We start from the raw sequence: 18,086 nt of genomic DNA, 5'->3' as shown, positions 1-18,086 counted from the left end.
TTTTACATAAAAAACAGACTTGGGGGTTTAGCTCAGTTGGTAGAGCGCCTGCTTTGCAAGCAGGATGTCAGCGGTTCGAGTCCGCTAATCTCCATTAATTATACAAAAGAAAACAGATAAATTCCTTTGCGTCTTTGCTCCTTTGCCCCTTTGCGCGAAACACAATTCATCTATCTATGTTTAAATACTAGTGAAAAGTTATTTGCTGGCATGGGGTGAGTTTGGTGCAATGTCAGGTTTTGGGCTTCTGCGGCTTTTACTACATCTTCTAAATTACGCACTCCCCAATCTGGATTCTGTGCTTGTAAAGACTCATCAAAATCAGCGTTACTGGGTGCGGTATGTTCTCCATTTTGTTTATAGGGACCATATAAGTAGAGTATACCACCAGGTGGCAGAATCCGTCCAGCCCCTGCCATTAGTCCTAAACAGGCTGACCAAGGGGAAATATGAATCATGTTAATATTGACAATGGCAGAAATAGGTGGTTGTGGTATTATCTCTTTTTCCACAGGCCAAATTGGTGAACTTGCATCTAAATCTAGGGGTGGCTGCATGGCTTCACAGGGGAAAAATTCAGTCCACGCGCTAATACTAGCACGCAGTTCTGGGTTAGGGTCGGAAGGTAGCCATTGTCGAGGTGCGAGGTGGTAGGAGAAAAATGTAGCGTGTTCACCTGTGCCACTGGCTATTTCTAAAATAGTCCCATGTTGAGGCAATATTTGTAAAAGCAATTCTAGAATCGGTTCGCGGTTGCGCTGGGTTGCGGGGGCAAATTTTCGCTGGTCTGCGGGTGTGTTCATATCTGGCGAGCATTCACTATGATAATTAAATTAGCAGCGCTTCCTAGGTCTCGCTATCTCTTCGAGACGCTACCGCGAACGCTATCGCTCAATTTTAGCTTTTTTCGCCATATCACAGGAGAACAACTTGCCTAAATCTATTCATTCCACCCAACCTCCGCTTAAATTTATCCCTCAACGTCATAATCCCTTTATTGTGAAAATTGTATCTTGGTTTTTGCCTTTTATTTTGCGGGTGAGAACTAGACCTTGGCTACCTGCGGGTATTGTCAATATTGAAGCTAAAAATGCGGAAGTATTAGCCAAGTTATACCACGATTTTCAAGCAGGTAAGGTCAGATTTTTAATTGCTTTTCGTCACCCCGAAGTGGAAGATCCTTTATCTATGTTATACCTGTTATCACGGATTGTTCCCAAGGTGGCAAGAGAAAAAGGAATTAGTCTCAAATACCCTGTTCACAGTCATTTTATGTACGAACGGGGAATGACGTTATGGGCGGGAAATTGGTTAGGATGGTTATTTTCTCGACTTGGTGGTGTACCCATTCGTAGGGGAAGACGCGTAGATAGAAATGCTATCCAAATGGCCAGAGAATTATTTGCTAATGCAGAAATGCCGATTGCGATCGCTCCTGAAGGTGGTACAAATGGACATAGTAGCATAGTTAGTCCTTTAGAACCTGGTGTGGCACAGTTAGGTTTTTGGTGTGTGGAAGATCTAAAAAAAGCTAACCGCGAAGAACAGGTTTTTATTATTCCTATTGGCATTAAATATAGTTACGTTAATCCCCCTTGGCAAAAAATAGATTGGCTTTTATCTAAATTGGAAGCTGATAGCGGTTTACCTAGGACGGAACTTAGTACAAATGGAAAGGAACGGGAAGGAATTTTATATCAGCGGGTTTTGCGTTTAGCTGAATATCTAATTTCGGAAATGGAGGAATTTTATCACCGTTTCTATCATCAAGATTTTCCAGAAATTATCACTTCAGAGATTCCTATAAATGAAGTGTTAATTACTAGATTACACCGTTTGATGGACACTGCTTTGAAAATCACAGAAAAGTATTTTAATCTTCAGTCTCAAGGTAATTTTATTGATAGATGTCGCCGTTTAGAAGATGCTGGTTGGAATTATATTTATCGAGATGATATTGCCGATATTCAAAGTTTACCACCTTTCAAACGTGGTCTAGCTGATTGGATAGCTGAAGAAGCCGATTTAAAAATGCAACACATGAGAATTGCTGAAAGTTTTGTGGCTGTTACTGCTAATTATATTCTCGAAAAACCCACTCCAGAAAGATTTGCAGAAACCCTTTTATTAATGTTTGATATGTTGTCTCGCATTCAGGATTCTACTTTACCAGGAAGACCACGTTTAGGTTTAAAACAATCCATGATTTCTGTTGGTGAACCGATTAATGTGAATACAATATGGGAAAGTTGTCAAGGGAATAAACAAGCTTTGCGAAAGGGTGTTAGTGAGTTGACGCAGGATTTACAGGTGATGTTGGAGGGGTTGATTAAGGATTAGGTTCACGCAGAGGCGCAGAGGCGGGGAGAGGGTTTTGTAATAGTTTCATTTACCCTCGAAACTATTACACATCTGCAATTAACCTAGCCTTTCTCAAGAAAAATTGTAGTACAGTTTCTTCGCGGGAAATGATATCAACTCTACCTTCCATTCCCAATTGAATGTGACAAAGGTTTTTCCCTTTACCTAAAACCAAACTTTCTGGTTTAATAGTCACCTCATAAAAGGCATTTGGGGAAGTTGCTTTTGGACTAGTATTAGGACGAGAACTCGCCTCATTTGTGCTATTTTGTCGGGGAGTAATAGCATCTGGAGAAATTGCCTCCACTTTGCCATTGAGAGTACCATAATCCGGGTAAGGACAAGCACTAACTCGCATTTGGACTGGTTGACCTATTTTGAGCTTACTTTTCGCTTCCGATGGCACTGCTGCCTTAATAATCTGATTAACATTGTTGGGGACAATCTGCAATATCTCCTCCCCAGGACGCACCGTTTGACCAGAATTACGCAAGTTGATTTGAGAAATAATACCATCAGCCGTAGCCGTAATGGTAGTTTGATTTAGTTCAGTTTCCACTTGTTTTAGTTCGCTGGTATCACGTTCTAGCTGTTTTTCAGCTTCCATGCGTTGCTTAATCAGGGCTTGATATTCTTTCTCTAAAGCTGCTTTGTTACTTTCACCAGCAGCTTGTTCTTGGGCTATGCGCTCATTAGCAATTTTCACTTCAGCCTTACTGGGATTTAAGGCAGCTTTAGCACGTTGCTTTTTAGCGATCGCCGCAGATAGTGCTTGTTCTTGCTGTTTTGTAGCTAACTGTGCTTCCTCTAATTGATTCTTAGACAATGCTTCGGCTAGACTCTCATATCGCTTTTGCTTTAACTTCGCTACATTCAAAGCTGCCTCAATAGAATGGAGATTAGCATCAGCTTCTTCAAGTTCAGAAACACTGGTAATTTGTTTATCGTGATATTGTCGTTGGCGATCGCTTAATCCAGCTTTGGCAGCATTAACAATCCGATTAACTTTATCAGTTTCGGCTCTAATTTGACTGTCAAGAATTTGCATTTGAGCATTGATTTGTAATATTTGCAATTTACCTTGCTGAATATTAGTTTGCAGTTGATTTTTTTTAGTTTGCAAACGAGAGTCATCAATAATAGCGATGGCATCTCCTATTTTCACAACTTGATTTTCTTTGACATAAATCTGCATAACTTTACCTTCAGTTGCAGCCTGGACAATTCGCAATTCTCCAGATGGACGCACAACCCCCTGTCCTTGGATTGTCACCTTATATTTAGCGACTGCGGCTACAGGAATAGCTAGTCCGAGAACGCAGAGAATAAACATACCGCCAAAGGTAGTCCAACGAGCAATTGGCGGCAGGAATTCATCTGTTTGAATAGGGGGTAAAAAGTCATTGTTGGTAGTCATGGTTACTCCAAAATTTACAATGTATGCAGAGCAGCAAAATTCTCGTTCCCATACTCTGTATGGGAATGAATTCTAGAAGGCTCTGCCTTCCTTCAATAACATTAGAGGCAGAGCCTCTGCGATAGCATTCCCAGTCAGAGACTGGGAACGAGTTATATAATCCTTAATCTAAAAAATCTAAATGTTCGCCAGGAATTTTAGATAAATCTGCTGGTGTACCTTGGACTTTTAACCGTCCTTGTTCTAAAAATACAATCCAATCTGCACACTGGATTACCTTGGGACGGTGACTAATTAAAATAGTGGTTTTACCCTGACGATATTCTAAAAGCCTCTTGAGTATTTGTGCTTCACTCACTGGGTCAAGTGCGCCCGTAGACTCATCTAAAATCAACAAAGGGGGGTTAGTAACGATCGCTCTAGCTATGGCTAATCGCTGCTTTTGTCCTCCCGAAAGATTAGCTCCAAATTCTCCTAAAACCGTTTGATATTTATCAGGTAATTCGCTAATAAAATCATCTGTCCCAGTAATTTGACAAGCTTTGACGATTTCCTCAAAACTAATATGAGGATAGCTAAAATGGAAATTGTCAATAATAGAACGACTCCAAAAATGTGGTTCTTGTGGAATTAAAATTACCTGTTGGCGGAGACATTCCAAAGATATATCCTGTTGATTGTAAAGTCCATAACGAATATTTCCTGACTGCGATTGATATAAACCAGTCATTAATTTTGATAGGGTACTTTTACCACAACCAGATTTACCAATTAAAGCAATGACTTGACCACCAGGAATAGTTACAGAAAAATCTTGCAATAAATCAACTCTACCTGTGTGGTGAAAATTAATTTCTGTGCAAGTAATCTCTGCATTAGCAGGAATTTCTACCCACGGCTTTTTAAAATCATTTTCATCTTCTGGAGTCGCATCAATAACTTCTGTCAGCCGTTGAATAACTATTTGGGAAGTGATAAACTCATCTACTAAACCAATAACAGAACTTAAAAAGCCGAGAAGATTACCACTCATGCCGTTATAAGCCATCAATTGTCCAATTGTTAAAGTCCGATTAATTACTAAGTAGCTACCAATCCAAAGAATACCAATATTAATAAATGTCGAAAGAATACTTGTAACTGTGCTGCTGTAAAGTCTTAGCTGCATAGTAGTCCAAGACAAGTTAGCCAAACGACCAAAATTTCCTTGATATTCTTCCCAGGCTTGGGGTGTAGCTTGGGTAGTTTTTAAGACTTGTACTCCTCGAAATGTTTCCACCAAAAAGCCTTGGTTTTCTGTACCAGAAACAATCATTTTGCGGGTTTTCTGTCGCAGTGCTGGTAAAAAAAGCAAGTTAACACCCGTAATTATGACAAATGCCAATATAGACGCTAGAGTTAACTCCCAAGTATAAAAGAGCATAAAACCCAAGGAGACTACCGCAATAAAAAATTGACTGGGTAATCCCAAAACAATTTGGGAAACTAAATTATTGATAGCGTGAACATCTGCAATGCGGCTGACAACTTCCCCGCTACGTCGTCCTTCAAAATAAGATAGGGGTAAATGTAAGAGTTTGCGCCCGTATTCTAGGATTAATCCTAATTGTAATCTTTGACTAAAATGACCGATAAGATGGGATTGGACTAAATTAATGGCACTTCTAATTAAGTTCATGGTGACAACGCCAATAGCGACGGTGGTTAATAGTTGGGTATCACCACGCACTAGGACATCATCGGTAAGTAGCTGCATCATGAAGGGAGATGCGAGGGAAAGCAGACCAATAGCCATGTTGAGGGAAATGGCTTGGGCTATTATAAAGCGATAGGGGTAAACTCGTTGTAAATAACGGCCAAAACCAGCAATTTTATCTGATTCCTGTTCATAAAAGCGGCTTTCATCAGGAAGCAATAGCAACATTACGCCATTATTCCAACCTGTCATTAACTCCTGGTGAGTCAAGTAACGAATACCCACACCAGGGTCAGCAATTACATATTGTTTGCCTTTTCGCCCGTATAATACTACCCAGTGGTGCACCACAATCTTCTTCACTGTGTTGAAGGACTATTTTGTATTTCATTTTCTGGTGCGATTCTTGGGGCGAAAATTACAGTGAAAGAAATTGACTGTATTGAATATTGAAGGAGGATTTACGCAGAAAAACTATTTATTGAAGTGGCTAAAATGACTTCATGACTTGCTCGTTATCTAAATCAAGGCTGGAATATGAATACTCCTGACTCCTATTTTTAACTAGCAATTTGATTAGGAGTACACCGGATAAAGATCAATATCATAGGCATTGGAAGTGTCGTAATTGTCTTGAAATTCATATATTTGCCCATCGGACAAATTGTATGATTTATTCATTTGTAAATAGGCACTTCCAGCGTACATATCAAAATCAATTATTCCTCCATCGTAGGAATCAAAATTGATTTCTTCACCTGGTTGCATTATACCATCATAACCATCTAAACTGTAGCTAATGTTACTTCCTGTTGTGTTTCTGATCGTAAAGTTCTCATATCCGCCAGAAATTATTTCCGCAGCTTGTGCGTCAATTTCTTCACCCAAAGCAAAATTTTGCAAGATGCTTTGGTTGTTTTGCAGGGATTTTTCAACTGTGATAGCCATTTGATTTTCTCCGGAAAGTTTGTGTTTGGGAAATACGCTCAATATTTCTAACCTTGATGTCATAGAAGAAGATGACAGTTCCCACATATTAGTCGTTTTTGTCAAGTAGACACAAAAACACAAAGCAAAAGTTATCTCTATTGGTAATAATAAGCTAACTTTTTAGGGGCAGACTGTATTTTAAGAAGATATTCTTAACCCCTCTTTGTTTAGTATATTAGAAAAAATAATATTTGTAAGTAAGGATTATACAATTTTTATGATTTATTTTGCTTTTTATATTGTTTCAATATCATCACATTCTGCGCTGCAACTTCAACACGCCACGCAAACAGCGATGACAATTTTGTATTTCATTTTCTGGCGTAATTTTTGGGGCGAAAATACAGTTAAATAAATTGACTGTATTGAATTACGATTTACGCAATAACTCCAAAAAGTCAAAATGTAACCAATCAAATCAGATTAACTTACGCGATAGAGATCAATATCGTAAGGATTGCCAGTAGTATAGGTATTGTCTTGAAATTCATATATTTGCCCATCTTCTAAATCGTATGATTTAGATAGGTCGTGATCATCTCGACCATCAGCATCAAATTCAATGATTCCTCCGCTGTAGGCAGTATATGTGAATTCTTCACCAGGTTTAATTAAGAATGCTGTACCATCCAAAACGTGAGTAATGTCGTATCCTGTATTGTTTTTGATTGTAAATACTTCGTACCCACCAGAAATTATTTCCGCAGCTTGTGCGTCAATTTCTTCACCCAAAGCAAAATTTTCTAAGATGCTTTGGTTGTTTAGCAGTGCTTTTTCGACTGTGATAGTCATGTGATTTTCTCCTAAAAGTTGGTGTTTAGGAAATACGCTCAATATTTATAATCTTGATGTCATAGAAGACTACCAGCCCCCACACAGTAGTCGTTCTTGTAGAGTAGACATAAGGGTAAAAAGTAAAGGTTATATTTTGAGAAAATATTCTTAACCTCTCTTAAATTCAAGGTATTATGAAAAACAATATTTGTCAAGATGAATTATACAATTTTTATTTTTTCTTTTGTTTTTCGCAAAATCTGAAAAACCCCTCTATAGACATCTCCCCTAGCATTATTGTAAGGGAGAGAAGAGAGATACTTAAAAATTTTTATTGCTGCGTTGGGTCAGGTGCTGAATGTTTAGATAACGTAAAAAATCAGATTAGCTTACGCGATGACCCGGATTTCCAGTATCTACTCCATTCATTGAGTAAGTAATCGGCTGATTTGTTGTATTTTTAATCGTAACGTAGCCGCCAGAAATTATTTCCGCAGCTTGTGCGTCAATTTCTTCACCCAAACCAAAACTTTGTAAGATGCTTTGATTGTTTAACTGGGCTGTTTCCACTGTCATAGCCATGTAATTTTCTCCTAAAAGTTGGTGTTTAGGAAGTACGCTAAAGATTTATCAACGCCTACAAATTAAGCACTGCTGATAGAATAACGTTAATAATTGATGTTTTCACCCCTCAATATCCCACAATCGCCTGATTTAAGTAACTCTAAAGAACAACCCATAATACTAAAAGGAATAAACATCATATTATCAAAATAAAAAGCGAAAATTGAAATTATCAAAGATGATGCCACCTCCTCGATTAACGATGGTTGTGGCATCATTTCCGGGAATTATTAATAATAACCAGAGATATGCTTTATTTAAAGAGGCTATGGTTTTGTCTCAGCAGGCTTTACAGGTGTATGCTTTGTCTCAACAGGCTTTACAGGTGTATGCTTTGTCTCAACAGGCTTTACGGGTGTGTGCTTTGTCTCATCAGGATTTACAGGTGTATGCTTTGTCTCAACAGGCTTTACGGGTGTATGCTTTGTCTCAACAGGCTTTACAGGTGTATGCTTTGTCTCAACAGGCTCTATATTCGTATTATTTACTTTACGACGCACTTCCTGGCGATCGCTCTCGAAAGTAATAGCCTGCTCAACGACAAACCAGTTACCATGATCCACAACTTGCGGATATAGCATCACCGCTGCTTCTACCTCACGATCCCCAAATTTCATCTCCTTAACAATCTGACTGGCCTGAACAGATGTGAAGTAGTTTTGAGGAACTATCTGAATTAGGAATTGAAGCTCATTAGGCCAGCTACGACGAAGATCATCCATTAGTTGGCTAAAATCACTATCACTTATATGGCAAGAATGGGACCGATTTCCCCAGATTATAAACTTATTAAATAGAATACTTAGTCCTTGACCATTGGGGCTAATATTCACACGAGAATACTCACCTGTACAACTGTTATCACTAATTTCAACTTTATCATTAGCCAAGGTGGGGCTAATAGAAACTACCATTAATGTAGCTGTAGCCAGAAATATTTTTGCGAAATTCATGAATGTTCTCCTGTTGTTAAGTCTGAGTTTTAGCAATACGGACTGACGCTAAAGATGAGGATGAAACATAAGTTTTATCCTGTATCCTTAGCCAGAAATGCTTTTGAAATTTTCATAAATGCTTTCCTGTTATTAGGTGTGAATTTTAGGGATATTTATGGCGTTATGTTTAAGATAAAAGATATGACTCATCCTTCATCTTTGTGGCTGTAATGTATCCACCAGAAATTATTTCCGCAGCTTGTTCGTCAGTTTCTTCACCAAAAGCAAAACTTGCCAAAATGCTTTGGTTGTTTAACTAGTACAACACGGCGTAAATAAATCAACCATTCTCAATCGCCAAAAAGCTTGCTCAGTATTACTTTTGACTTTTGACTTTTGACTTCCGCCTTGCGGTACTAGGCTGTTTCCACTGTGATAGCCATGTGATTTTCTCCTAAAAGTTGGTTTCTAGGAATTATGCATAATATTTATAACCTTAATGTCATAGAAGACTAGTAGATTCCACATAGTAGTCATTCTTGCAGAGTAGACATAAAGGTAAAAAGCAAAAGATAAATTTTGAGAAGATATTATTAGCTCCTCTGTTTTTAGTATATAAGGAAGAACAATCTTTGCAGATATAGACGATACAATTTTTATTTTTACTTTGTGCTGCGTTGTGATTAGTCCTAGATTGTTCTATCTTTACTAAGTAGGTGGACGGAGGAAAATCAAAATATATTTACTTTTGTGAAATGGCTAAAACTCAACCACAGTGACGCATAGAGGTTAATTTACATATTGTTACACATTTTGCTTAAGTAGGTCAACATAATAAAAACGATATATGTTTATTTTTGTGAAAACCGTGAAATGACCTATTTGCAAGGCATTCATTGAATTTATATTTCGTCATATACCTTTAATTTTTTCTGTTTACCTACTTATCTCACATCCACCTATTTATCTGATTTTTGCCGAAAAAACTGTCTTTGATTTGATCTTTGACTTGAATTTTAATCTAAAATATCCGGTATAAATGTCATCTTTCGTGTTTATCCTTCAGTTTTTTCACGACCATTTCTTTCACGTTTGAGACTTTCTTCCAAAGCCTCAATTTGTTCACGACGGGCTTCTAATTCTAAACTACGACGGGCTAAATCTTGATTTTGTAAAGTTAAACTTTGTTGCCAATTCTCTACTTTTACCGCTTCTTGTTTGAGAAACTCAGGAGTAATTCCTGTAGAAAGATAGATTTGCACGAGATTAATTACCCAATCAGTAGCATCTTCAATTGTTTCAATTTCACCTGTAGGAGATAGTTTAACTAAGACTAATAATTTATTACTTATCGTGTTATCCTTTCCTGAAAGAATTAAACTTTCTTCCGAAATTGTTAACCAAAAGTTCTGTGATTCTTGTCGTGCTAATAAACGTAATTGATATTGATATAAAAAATCATTTTTATGTACTTGGGCAAGATATAACATAATTTCTAAGGAATAGGTAATAGGTAATAGGTAATAGGTAATCTTCCCAATCACCAATCACCAATCACCAATCACCAATCACCAATCACCATCTACGATAACGTCTCTAGACGTATGCGTAAAATTTCCGCTTGTTTTTGTGCTTCTACTAAAGTCTCTCTTGTAGTCTGTACTACATCTGCGGGGGCTTTATCCACAAATTTAGAATTGCTTAATCTCGCACTTAAAGATTGAGCTTCTGCTTCGGCTTTTTGTAAGCTTTTCTCCAGTTTCGCACGAACGACTTCAATATCTACAACTCCTTTTAAGGGAATTACTACCTGTACAGTCCCGATAACACCAGCAATAGAATTTTCTTTTTCCTGGAGTACGGTTGGTGGTAATTCTGGTTCAATTGGTGTTTCACTGGGTGGAAAGTATTTTGCAAATAACTCTTCTCTTGCTTCAGATTTGAGTAAATAGCGGATAATAAACCAACCTACATAACCCAAACCAACTATTTCAAAGCTGGTTCCAAAGAAGGGAATATCTAACGCAGTGTTTCCCACAAATATAGCTACTTTTAAGCCGATAAGGGCGACAACTATTAAAGCAATGATCTTGATTCCACGCCAATATTTATTATCTTCAACTTGTGCAATCTCTTCGGGAATCACAACAGGATTAGTATCAACAATTGTTAAAGTTTCCACCTTGGCTAAATCTTGAATATAAGCCTGTCCCGCAGTGAGAATAAATCTTTCACTTGCGCTTTCACTTTGCAAATTTGCAGTAATTTTTACCCCTGGTTTAATATCTGCTTCTGCCCGTAAATTGCGAATTGTGCGAATTGTGCCAATTAATAAATCAAACTGTGTTTCCAAAGCTGAATCAATCAGATTATCATCGGCTTCAGGATATGCTTGTAAAGGTAAAAGTTGAGGATTTTCTGCGGGTTGTTGAGTGAGAGTTTGCCAAATTTCCTCAGTAATATGGGGCATAAAGGGATGGAGTAATTTTAAAATCCCTTCTAAAATGTAGGCAATGATTTGTTGGGCAACTTTGCGAGATGTGGGTTCTGCATCTTTCTGTAATCTGGATTTAACTAATTCAATATACCAATCACAGAAATCACCCCAAATAAATTCATAAAGTCCTTTTGCTGCTTCCCCTAAACCATAATTATCAATGTCATGATTTGTTTGTTTAACAACTTGGTTGAAACGGGAAACAATCCACTTATCACTCAATTCTGTGGGAACTGGTTGACCTAATTGGGCTGGAGTTTGTCCATCCAAATTCATCATCACAAATCGGGCAGCATTCCACAACTTATTGGCAAAATTGCGAGAAGCTTCGACAGAAATAGATTCATCTTTTTTACGGTCATATTCTAAACGAATATCTTGACCAGCCCCAGCTACTTCCTTAATTAAGGTATAGCGTAAAGCATCAGTTCCATATTTGGCAATCAACAATAAGGGATCAATTCCATTATTTGCCGATTTCGACATTTTCTTATTATTTTCATCTCGCACCAAACCATGAATGTACACAGTTTTAAACGGCATTTTTCCGGTAAAATGTGTTCCCATCATTGTCATTCTGGCTACCCAGAAAAAGATAATATCAAAACCAGTAACGAGGGTTGCTGTGGGGTAATATGTGGCTAGATCTTCGGTTTCTTCAGGCCAACCTAAAGTAGAAAATGGCCACAGTCCCGAAGAAAACCAAGTATCTAAAACATCGGAGTCTTGAACTAATTTCACATCTTCCCCGAATTGAACTTTGGCTTTTTCTAACGCTTCCTCTTCATTACGAGCGACAAAATAGGGTGTAGAATCAGTAATTTCGCCCTCAGTTTCGCTAACAGCATACCAAGCGGGGATTTGATGCCCCCACCACAACTGGCGAGAAATACACCAATCACGTAGATTTACCAACCAATCACGATAAACTTTATGCCAACGTTGGGGGACAATTTCGGGGGAATCTTGGTTATCGAGGAAATCTAAAGTTTTATCAGCCAGGGGGCGGATTTTGACAAACCATTGGGTAGAAAGCAGAGGTTCAACAGGGACTTTTCCGCGATCGCTATAAGGTACTGTATGTTTATATTCCTCAACTTTGACTAAAACACCTTCAGCATCTAAACGGGCTACTAAATTTTTCCGTGCCACAAAGCGGTCTTGTCCCTGAAAATCACCAGCATTTTCATTGAGTGTGCCGTCCTTATTCATAATATTAATGAACGGCAAATCATGACGTTTACCCATTTCAAAATCATTGGGGTCATGGGCTGGAGTCACCTTAACGCAACCTGTGCCAAAAGTCGCGTCCACCAATTCATCACCAATAATGGGGATTTCCCGGTTCATAATTGGTAAAGTTACGGTTTTCCCAATCAGGTGTTTATATCTGTCGTCATGGGGGTTAACAGCCACACCTGTATCACCTAACATGGTTTCGGGGCGAGTTGTCGCCACTTCCAGAAAGCCAGAACCGTCGCTGAGGGGATAACGGAAATACCACAGATTCCCATTGACCTCTTTGGGTTCTACTTCCAAATCAGACACAGCCGAACCAGAAGCAGGACACCAATTGACTAAATAGTTACTACGATGAATTAATCCTTCTTCATGGAGGCGAATAAATGCTTCTAAAACAGATTTTGATAAACCTTCATCTAAAGTAAAGCGTTCCCGCGTCCAGTCTACGGATACACCTAAGCGTTTTAACTGATTAATAATTGTGCCGCCGGATTCCGCTTTCCATTGCCAAGCCCGTTCTAGGAACTTTTCGCGCCCTAAATCATGGCGAGTTTTGCCCTCGGCTTTAAGTTGCTTTTCTAAAATCGTTTGCACTGCTATACTAGCGTGGTCAGTTCCCGGCAACCACAGGGTATTACGTCCCTTCATGCGGTGGTAACGCACCAGGGTATCAATCAAAGCCCCTTCAAAGGCGTGACCCATGTGCAAACTGCCAGTCACGTTAGGTGGAGGGATAACGACGCAGTAAGGTTCGCCCTTGTGGTTGGGGTCAGCTTTGTAAACTTGGTTGTCTTCCCAGAATTTTTGCCATTTGGCTTCTGTGGAGAAGGCTTCGTAAAGACTGGGGAGATTAGGAATAGTTACGGTCATGCTGGGAATACTAGGTTTATAAGGATTCTACTAAATTTTGCCACAGGCTTGAGAAACCTTTGTGATTCAGTTCTGGTTAATTAACAATAGACATCTCCGAAAAAGAATGTAGAGACGTTAAATAGATCCTCACTACAATTTATAAGCGATTATAGTTTTTACTTCTATAGGACTTCTATTTGATTTTTGGCGTTGCTGATTTGAGGTATGAAAATGATTTTTGATGATTTCAAAACCCTTGTAGAGACCTTCCATGGAAGGTCTCTACACCTAAATTCATACCTGGTTTCAGCAACGCCTGATTTTTGATAGCTTGCGTGGCGTAGCCATGACTCAGTAGGTATCAATTCTGTCTTTCCTGTTCCCTGTTCCCTGACCACACAAGTAAATTCACATTTATTAATACAGAGTAGTGAATCGTTGTGTAAATTTTGCCCAGGAATATATTAACTCAAATTGGTATGACTAAAGTGGGGATACCGGGTGTTACTATTGGCTTACAGGCAGAAGATCCAACCCTGGCAGACCTACTGAAACTTGAGGGCTACACAACCGGTCAATTCGGCAAGAACCATCTTGGTGATTTAGATCAGTTTCTACCCACAGCCCATGGATTTGACGAATTTTATGGCAACCTTTATCACTTGAATGCTGAAGAGGAACCTGAGAACGAAGACTATCCACCTGTGGGTAAGTATCCAAACTTAGATGACGCGCGTCCAAGGGGTGTACTTCATAGTTATGCAGGTAAAGATGCTCATCCAACATCATTATGCACAGATGGTGGGTATGTGGATAGAAGTCCTAGTAAACCTGAGCTTAATGAAAAAACTCTTGATCAACGAATCTGCGATACTGGTCCCCTAACTCAAAAGCGGATGGAAACTGTAGATGAAGAGTTTTTAGGGGCCACAAAACAGTTCATTACAAACGCAAAAAACGAAGAAAAGCCGTTTTTTGCCTGGTTTAATACCACTCGTATGCACGTCTTTACCCACCTAAAGGATGATTCTAAGGGAGTAACTGGACAAGGGATTGAAGCAGACGGTATGGTAGAACATGATGGTCAGGTTGGTGAACTTGTTCAATTTATCAAAGATCAAGGCTTAGACGATAACACTATCATCATCTATACCACAGACAATGGCGCGGAAGTATTTAGCTGGCCAGATGGTGGTACAACTCCTTTCCGTAGCGAAAAGAATACTAACTGGGAAGGTGCTTTCCGTATTCCAGCTATCATCCGTTGGAAGGGTCATATTCCTGAAGGTGTTGTCTCTAACGATATTATGTCTCACCTAGACTGGGTGCCAACTTTGATGGCTGCGGCTGGTGTGACAGATATCAAACAGCAACTTCTTAAAGTCAAAGACCGAGAAGAAACCATTAAAGAACCCATTCCTACAAATAAATATGAGGAATTTGCTGACGAAAACAAGGGTGTTCACTTAGACGGTTACAACTTCTTACCGTACTTAACAGAGACAAGATCATCTCTAAGAACAGAATATCCAAATGAATTCTGCCATGACATAAATACGGAAACAACTGATACAATTTGTTCACCTCGTCATCAGTTCGTCTACCTCACAGATGACGGCTATCCAGCAGCAATGCGCTATGATGACTGGAAACTGTTGTTTAGTGAGCAGCGTGCAGAAGGCTTTAATGTTTGGGAAGAACCCTTTGTGGAGTTGAGAGTTCCTAAGTTATTTAACTTACGCCGTGATCCTTTTGAGAAAGCTTACGTAGAGTCCGATAATTACGTTGATTGGCGTTTCCGTCGAATTTTCTTAATTGGTGATATGCAGCTACGTCTAAAACAATTTTTGGATACATTCAAGGCAGATCAATATCCTCCTCGTCAAAGACCTGCTACTCTTAGTGTGAAGTACATGGTGGATGAGATCCTCAAAGACATACAGAAGACATACAATACAGGGACCCAATCTGAGCCTTTAGTTACGCCCAGCGAAGCAAAACTACCATCAGAGTTTGGTGTAGTTGTTGACCAACTAGGCAAAATTGTAGACAAGTTGAGAACCATTTCTAATAAGTGAGTCTACTCAGTGGTTAATTTTTTGACTACACTACGGTGTAAGCAAAATTAAAAGTTAGGAGGATCTCTGAAAGGCTATTGATCCTTGATCCTCCTGATTTTCTTGACAAAAATCTTACCTACATTCAAGGAGAAATATAATCATGTCTACTGTTTTAAATTCTTGGAACGATACTAAGAATAAGGCAGAAATCATAAAATTTGTGGAAAAAATCACTACACAAGGACCTGATTTTGTGCCAGTGGAAGATCGTATTGCTGTTTTTGATAATGATGGAACTTTATGGGCTGAACGACCTAATTATTTCCAAGGAGACTTTATAAAGTCACAGACTGAAGGAGAAGAAGCAGCAAGAAATGTAATCAAACCAGATTTAAGTCAATTTCCTGAAAATATCCGCAAGGCAATAAAAGATTCTGAGGGAAATAAAGATTGGGAAGGGATTAAGTTTCTTGTTGATGCTTTCCAACAAATCTCAACAGATGAATACATCACAAAAGCTAGAGAATTTGTTGAACAGAATCACAGTTCTATTTCTTTCCCTAAGGACGATCAGAGCTTTGTTAGGTTTAATGCTCCATATATCCACCTGACTTATGAACCTGTGATTGAGTTAGTCCATTATCTCAAATTAAATGGATTTCAAGTCTATATTTGTTCTGGTGGTGAGGTTCATTTTGTTCGCTCTTTTGCCGAAGAAGCCTACGGTATTCCCCCTCAAAATATCATTGGTTCAGCCTTCTTCAGATTGTTTGATCAGCAAGATGGTGGAGTGTTGGTGCGTAAACCGATTCTATGTCAGTATAATGATGCAATGGGTAAACCATCAGGAATTGAACTTCATGTTGGCAAAAGACCAATTATTGCAGTGGGTAATTCTAGTGGTGATTACCAAATGTTTCAATATACTAGTGCTGACAAAGATAAATCTTTGATAGTATTGATCAATCACGATGATGAAGAACGTGAATATTGCTACAATAATGTTCCCTACGCAAGAGATAATGATAATGAACCTCTGAATCAATCTCTAGACTATGCTCAGGATCATGAGAATTGGCTTGTTGTCAGCATGAAAGATGACTTTAAGACGATTTTTGAAAACAATCCACCGCGATTATCAGCTTCAAAAAGTAAAGTTGCAAAAACTTCAATACCATCGGAGCTTAGTGCAATGATTCAGCAACTAGACAAGATTGTAGACAAATTAAAAGACCTTTGTAACTGAGTTCACCCGGCTGTTAAATTTTTGAATACACTGCGGTGTAAATAATATTAGAAATCAGGAATATTTGTACAGATATTAATCTTTGATATTCCTAATTTTCTCTAAAAAACGTATTACTATTAACCATTAATAGTAATTAGTAGCTTGAGTAATATCCACCTGACAAAGATTTAAATCAAGAGATTGTATTGTTTAAAAATGAAAATAGTTATGAAAAATATTTGGTTAAAATCACTAATTCTTAGCTTGTTAATCATAGGCCTGTTTTTCGGGTTTTCCCCAGAAGTCAAGGCATCTTCTCCAGAACATAGCTGTCCAGAGGGAATGGTATTTATTCCTGGTGGAACTTTTAATATTGGTTCAGATGCTCACTACGATTCAGAACGTTCTGCTGAAGATATTACCGTTAATAGTTTTTGTATGGATAAATATGAAATTACTAACGCCAAATTTGCCCAATTTGTCAAAGAAACCGGCTATATTACAGTAGCAGAACGTCCTTTACCAAAAGATCAATTTCCTGATTTATCAGATGATAGTAGAAAACCGGGTTCTTTAGTCTTTCAAATGGCAGACCCAGAAGCGAAAAGAGTCCGCCATTTAAGCTGGTGGAAATGGACTTTAGGGGCAAATTGGCGACATCCTTTCGGACCGGATAGTAATATTAATGGTAAAGACAATTATCCAGTTGTTCAAGTTGCCTATGAAGATGTTAAAGCTTATACCGAATGGGCAAAGATGTCACTACCAACAGAAACCCAGTGGGAATATGCGGCTCGTGGGGGACTCAATCATGCTATTTATAGTTGGGGTGAACAATACTCGGAAAAGAAAGCTAATACCTGGCAAGGATTATTTCCAGTTTTCAATACTAAAGCAGATGGTTATATTGGCACCGCACCTGTAGGGTCTTTTCAACCTAATGGTTATGGACTATATGATATTACGGGTAATGTCTGGGAATGGACTACTGATTGGTATCGTCCTGGTCATGACCATAAGAGTCACACTTCAAATCCTCAAGGTCCTTCTAAACAAGAAAGCTTTGACCCAAGAGAGCCAGGAGTTGCTAAACACGTTATTAAAGGTGGGTCTTATCTATGCGCTCCTAATTATTGTAGTCGCTATCGTCCTGCGGCCAGGGAGTCTCAATCACCAGATACAGGAACAACACATATTGGTTTTCGTTTGGTAAAATTACTTAACTAATTATCTGCGCTTCCTGGCTATATAAGAGGATGTTTGAAAAGTGGTATTCCGTAATTTTCATCACATTGCTACCCCCCTTAGTCCCCCCTTGTAAAGGGGGGAAACAATAAAAATCCAGTTCCCTCCCCTTTACAAGGGGAGGGTTAGGGTGGGGTAAAAAATATTTAATACATCAACCATAAC

General features: G+C 38.7%; 13 protein-coding genes, 1 tRNA gene and 1 pseudogene. 6 read left to right on the top strand and 9 right to left on the bottom strand.

All coding sequences use genetic code 11. From position 1 onward, the window contains the following. The first annotated feature begins 21 nt into the window (after positions 1–21). Positions 22–94 (top strand) — tRNA-Ala (locus ANA_RS16275). 76 nt (positions 95–170) lie between these two features. On the opposite strand, the gene ANA_RS16270 is transcribed toward ANA_RS16275, so the two are convergent. Then, positions 171–803, bottom strand: a complete 633-nt coding sequence (locus tag ANA_RS16270; protein ID WP_015081130.1) for a DUF938 domain-containing protein — start codon at positions 801–803, stop codon at positions 171–173. A 127-nt stretch (positions 804–930) separates the two neighbouring features. Between ANA_RS16270 and ANA_RS16265 the strand changes: the two genes are divergently transcribed. After that, positions 931–2,340 (top strand): lysophospholipid acyltransferase family protein, encoded by a 1,410-nt coding sequence (locus ANA_RS16265; RefSeq protein ID WP_015081129.1) that lies wholly within the window; start codon positions 931–933, stop codon positions 2,338–2,340. Positions 2,341–2,404: 64 nt separating this feature from the next. Here ANA_RS16265 and ANA_RS16260 read toward each other — a convergent pair whose 3' ends face one another. The 5 genes from ANA_RS16260 to ANA_RS16240 all read right to left on the bottom strand — a co-directional run bounded on the left by ANA_RS16260 (position 2,405) and on the right by ANA_RS16240 (position 7,820). Then, positions 2,405–3,778 carry an HlyD family efflux transporter periplasmic adaptor subunit gene (locus ANA_RS16260; protein ID WP_015081128.1) on the bottom strand — a complete coding sequence of 458 codons (1,374 nt, stop codon included), beginning with the start codon at positions 3,776–3,778 and terminating at the stop codon, positions 2,405–2,407. Positions 3,779–3,941: 163 nt separating this feature from the next. Then, entirely contained in the window at positions 3,942–5,825 is a 1,884-nt protein-coding gene (locus tag ANA_RS16255) for a peptidase domain-containing ABC transporter (RefSeq protein ID WP_083881478.1), read from the bottom strand. Positions 5,826–6,050: 225 nt separating this feature from the next. Beyond that, the gene (locus ANA_RS16250; protein ID WP_041458493.1) at positions 6,051–6,422 is read right to left on the bottom strand and encodes a hypothetical protein; all 372 of its coding nucleotides are present in this window, start codon (positions 6,420–6,422) and stop codon (positions 6,051–6,053) included. Positions 6,423–6,887: 465 nt separating this feature from the next. After that, positions 6,888–7,256: a hypothetical protein gene (locus ANA_RS16245; RefSeq protein WP_015081125.1), complete on the bottom strand. Its 369-nt coding sequence runs from the start codon at positions 7,254–7,256 to the stop codon at positions 6,888–6,890. Between the two features lie 366 nt (positions 7,257–7,622). After that, positions 7,623–7,820, bottom strand: a complete 198-nt coding sequence (locus tag ANA_RS16240; protein ID WP_041458108.1) for a hypothetical protein — start codon at positions 7,818–7,820, stop codon at positions 7,623–7,625. A 220-nt stretch (positions 7,821–8,040) separates the two neighbouring features. On the opposite strand from ANA_RS16240, the gene ANA_RS27795 reads away from it, so the two are divergent. Next, complete coding sequence (locus tag ANA_RS27795) at positions 8,041–8,388, top strand: hypothetical protein (RefSeq protein ID WP_235081872.1); 348 nt, start codon at positions 8,041–8,043, stop codon at positions 8,386–8,388. A 25-nt stretch (positions 8,389–8,413) separates the two neighbouring features. On the opposite strand, the pseudogene ANA_RS28575 reads toward ANA_RS27795, so the two are convergent. The 3 genes and pseudogenes from ANA_RS28575 to ANA_RS16225 all read right to left on the bottom strand — a co-directional run. After that, positions 8,414–8,584: pseudogene (locus tag ANA_RS28575) on the bottom strand (DUF4476 domain-containing protein); the annotation flags it as partial. A gap of 1,268 nt (positions 8,585–9,852) precedes the next feature. Then, positions 9,853–10,287 carry a hypothetical protein gene (locus tag ANA_RS16230; protein ID WP_015081123.1) on the bottom strand — a complete coding sequence of 145 codons (435 nt, stop codon included), beginning with the start codon at positions 10,285–10,287 and terminating at the stop codon, positions 9,853–9,855. Positions 10,288–10,379: 92 nt separating this feature from the next. After that, positions 10,380–13,406, bottom strand: a complete 3,027-nt coding sequence (locus ANA_RS16225; protein ID WP_015081122.1) for a valine--tRNA ligase — start codon at positions 13,404–13,406, stop codon at positions 10,380–10,382. 431 nt (positions 13,407–13,837) lie between these two features. Between ANA_RS16225 and ANA_RS16220 the strand changes: the two genes are divergently transcribed. The 3 genes from ANA_RS16220 to ANA_RS16210 all read left to right on the top strand — a co-directional run bounded on the left by ANA_RS16220 (position 13,838) and on the right by ANA_RS16210 (position 17,903). Continuing rightward, positions 13,838–15,466, top strand: a complete 1,629-nt coding sequence (locus ANA_RS16220; protein ID WP_371260355.1) for a sulfatase-like hydrolase/transferase — start codon at positions 13,838–13,840, stop codon at positions 15,464–15,466. A gap of 142 nt (positions 15,467–15,608) precedes the next feature. Next, positions 15,609–16,694, top strand: a complete 1,086-nt coding sequence (locus tag ANA_RS16215; RefSeq protein ID WP_015081120.1) for an HAD family hydrolase — start codon at positions 15,609–15,611, stop codon at positions 16,692–16,694. 210 nt (positions 16,695–16,904) lie between these two features. Continuing rightward, positions 16,905–17,903, top strand: a complete 999-nt coding sequence (locus tag ANA_RS16210; RefSeq protein WP_148279067.1) for a formylglycine-generating enzyme family protein — start codon at positions 16,905–16,907, stop codon at positions 17,901–17,903. Positions 17,904–18,086 lie beyond the last annotated feature (183 nt).

This window comes from Anabaena sp. 90, assembly GCF_000312705.1.
Lineage (GTDB): Bacteria > Cyanobacteriota > Cyanobacteriia > Cyanobacteriales > Nostocaceae > Dolichospermum > Dolichospermum lemmermannii.
Note: the sequence above shows the minus strand (reverse complement) of the source record. Positions and strands in the feature narration are given on the sequence as shown.

Excerpts from the sequence above, each read along its gene's own strand:
- ANA_RS16270 (WP_015081130.1), bottom strand. The coding sequence starts at position 803 with ATGAACACACCCGCAGACCAGCGAAAATTTGCCCCCGCAACCCAGCGC.
- ANA_RS16260 (WP_015081128.1), bottom strand. The coding sequence starts at position 3,778 with ATGACTACCAACAATGACTTTTTACCCCCTATTCAAACAGATGAATTC.
- ANA_RS16250 (WP_041458493.1), bottom strand. The coding sequence starts at position 6,422 with ATGGCTATCACAGTTGAAAAATCCCTGCAAAACAACCAAAGCATCTTG.
- ANA_RS16245 (WP_015081125.1), bottom strand. The coding sequence starts at position 7,256 with ATGACTATCACAGTCGAAAAAGCACTGCTAAACAACCAAAGCATCTTA.
- ANA_RS16240 (WP_041458108.1), bottom strand. The coding sequence starts at position 7,820 with ATGGCTATGACAGTGGAAACAGCCCAGTTAAACAATCAAAGCATCTTA.
- ANA_RS27795 (WP_235081872.1), top strand. The coding sequence starts at position 8,041 with ATGATGCCACCTCCTCGATTAACGATGGTTGTGGCATCATTTCCGGGA.
- ANA_RS16230 (WP_015081123.1), bottom strand. The coding sequence starts at position 10,287 with ATGTTATATCTTGCCCAAGTACATAAAAATGATTTTTTATATCAATAT.
- ANA_RS16225 (WP_015081122.1), bottom strand. The coding sequence starts at position 13,406 with ATGACCGTAACTATTCCTAATCTCCCCAGTCTTTACGAAGCCTTCTCC.
- ANA_RS16215 (WP_015081120.1), top strand. The coding sequence starts at position 15,609 with ATGTCTACTGTTTTAAATTCTTGGAACGATACTAAGAATAAGGCAGAA.
- ANA_RS16210 (WP_148279067.1), top strand. The coding sequence starts at position 16,905 with ATGAAAAATATTTGGTTAAAATCACTAATTCTTAGCTTGTTAATCATA.